Genomic DNA, 1678 nt, shown 5'->3' with positions numbered 1-1678 from the left:
TTAACAATCCCCACCTCAAGGCCAAGGACCGCAACGAGTTTCTCGCTTGGCTCAAATCGCCTTTTCACCCCTCAATTTTTGTCGTGTAGTGTGAATTGGACTGAGAAACGGATACACTGAATTAACGGCCACAATATCCGAGCAATCAGGCACCAATGTAACAAGAACTCCGTTAACCGTAGCCATGAAGCCATCATTAAAGTCTCCAACAAACTCGTCATACTCTTCAGAACCAAATTGATAAACAATTTCTAATTGTCCATCAGAGCAGAATACATCAAATTCAAGTACAGCCGCGTCAGATGTTCGTTCACCAGACACCCTGGATTGAAGATCTGAGTCTCCGAGCTCTATATTATTAATTCCAAATGCCGGATCCCTTCTCTCATCCATTGCTTCTTCATTCTCCAAGTCATCATCTCCACCATTCCAAAGAGCAAAACTCCCTGTTGTGAGCAGAACTCCACTATCAATTTCTAAACCAGAAGCGAGCCCCGAATGAAAAACATTACTTGATGCTTCAACCCCTCTAAATATTTCATTCGAAACAACAGCAGTCTCATCTGTGATATTTTCTACAAGGGTTTCAGCAAAGATATCCCCACCCGCAGAACGAACAAACACTGTTAAATACTGTGGATAGCTCTCGGCCCCAGAATTGTCTCGACTCACAACTCGAATTGTGTGTTCTCCCAATTCCCAACCGGCGGTATCGATTGACAAACTTCCAAAAGGTGGAGACGAATCGACGTCTCCAGAAAAAGTCATTATATCATAAGCCTCCACTTCTACGAGATCCATCACCCCATCAGGATCGCTTGTTGAATAAGAAACTGAAAAACTGTGCCCTTGATTCACACTCACAACATCGACAGGGTTAGTCACAGAAATGATAGGTCGAGCATTTCCACTTGTAATCACATACTGAGATGGCGATACCGTTTCACCAACACCTCCTCGCTCATCGAAGGCCTTTGCGGTGATATTATGAGTGCCTCGCAACAGAAAATAGAAACCCTCTTCAATATCCTCAATGTCATCACCAAATTCAAAAACCCCAGGACTAACTTCTTCTGGGGTTACATCAGAACCAATCAAAATTCCATCATCATAGAACTCAACCCGGCGAATTTTATCACCATCTATATCTGTAGCAATTGCGGTAAAAACAGCATCCTGAGCAGTAGACGAGGGAGTGGGAGGACCTCCAGTGATGTTAATAGCCGGTGGGGTATTGCTCCCGACATCCACTCGACGAATCTCGCTAGCGATCACTGTTCCCGTCCCATCGACGACAACAGCTTGCACCTCATATTCCCCCTCTAGTTCAGGGATCCACACGGCGCTTCCTCGCAGGGTTCTCATTCCTTTGATAGTATCGAATTCAGTCAGACTCCCGATCTGCACCCACGGGTCATCCCCTTCATATTCACGCTGATAGATACGAATCTTGGCCGGAAGAGCAGGCAAAACATCCAGATTGAAAGAAAAGCAAACTCCATCTTCCAGGTCCACTTCTTGATCGTGGGAAGGTAGCACCAAAAATCCACCATTGTAGGGGTCCAGAGTCTCTCTAACGCGGAACACACTACACGACAAAAATCGAGCACGTAACGCACTGAAAATAAGGAAAAAATACGCAAAAAAGGCTTGCAATGTCGGTGGCCGCCCAAAATTG

The 1678-nt window shown here is 45.4% G+C and carries 1 protein-coding gene; it reads right to left on the bottom strand.

Features of this window, described 5'->3' with window-relative positions; all coding sequences use genetic code 11:
• Positions 1–51: 51 nt before the first annotated feature.
• Positions 52–1678 (bottom strand): choice-of-anchor L domain-containing protein (locus JIN78_RS16650; RefSeq protein WP_234038059.1); only part of this gene is annotated, 1627 nt, incomplete at its 5' end.

This window comes from Roseibacillus ishigakijimensis, assembly GCF_016595415.1.
Taxonomy (GTDB): Bacteria; Verrucomicrobiota; Verrucomicrobiia; order Verrucomicrobiales; family Akkermansiaceae; genus Roseibacillus; species Roseibacillus ishigakijimensis.
The sequence above is the reverse complement of the archived record's forward strand: the minus strand, read 5'-3'. Positions and strand labels throughout refer to the sequence as shown.